At 47.5% G+C, this 630-nt stretch carries 1 protein-coding gene; it reads right to left on the reverse strand.

The features are described 5' to 3' along the window. Window positions 1–74: 74 nt before the first annotated feature. Entirely contained in the window at window positions 75–470 is a 396-nt protein-coding gene (locus ACNY69_RS21630; RefSeq protein ID WP_418800352.1) for a transposase, read from the reverse strand. Between the last annotated feature and the right edge of the window lie 160 nt (window positions 471–630).

Genomic DNA, 630 nt, shown 5'->3' on the forward strand with positions numbered 1-630 from the left:
TGGCACAAAGCAGCCTGTCTGCCAACTGAAGTTGGTTAAATCTTGCCTGTTGCATGTCTGTCAGCTTTTCTCGATTACTGATTAACAGCAGCCTTCACTTCTACACGAGAGCTAAAAGCTGTTCCCGATTTAAGTACTCCGAAAATTATATGGATAAGTTTGCGCATGACTGCCCCCACGACAAGCATTTTTGGCTTACCGGAAGTCAGAAGGCGCTGTCCAAATATACGGATGTCCGGGTTGTGTTTTAGCGCAACCAGAGCGGGCATATAAAGTGCGCACCGGAGTCTGGCATCTCCCATTTTCGACATGCGTGTTTTGCCCCGGACTGATGAACCGGACTGGTGATGGCGGGGATTAAGTCCCAGAAAAGCGGTCACTTCCCTGGCTTTTCTGAACTCTTTGCTAGCCATGAAGGACAGCACCAGACTGCTCGAAATGGACCCGATGCCTAGAATTGACTGCAGCAAATCATCCTATCTTTTCAGCTCAGGATCATTACTGATGTGGTCTTTAATTTGCCGCCTTACCGCTTCAAGTTCCATCTTAAGATGGTTGATCATGCGTTCCACTGAATCCTGAGTGTCAATATCTGCATTTTCGCGACGATTGCATTCCATTCTCAGCATA

Origin of the sequence: Pantoea graminicola (assembly GCF_048452665.1) — a bacterium.
Lineage (GTDB): Bacteria > Pseudomonadota > Gammaproteobacteria > Enterobacterales > Enterobacteriaceae > Pantoea.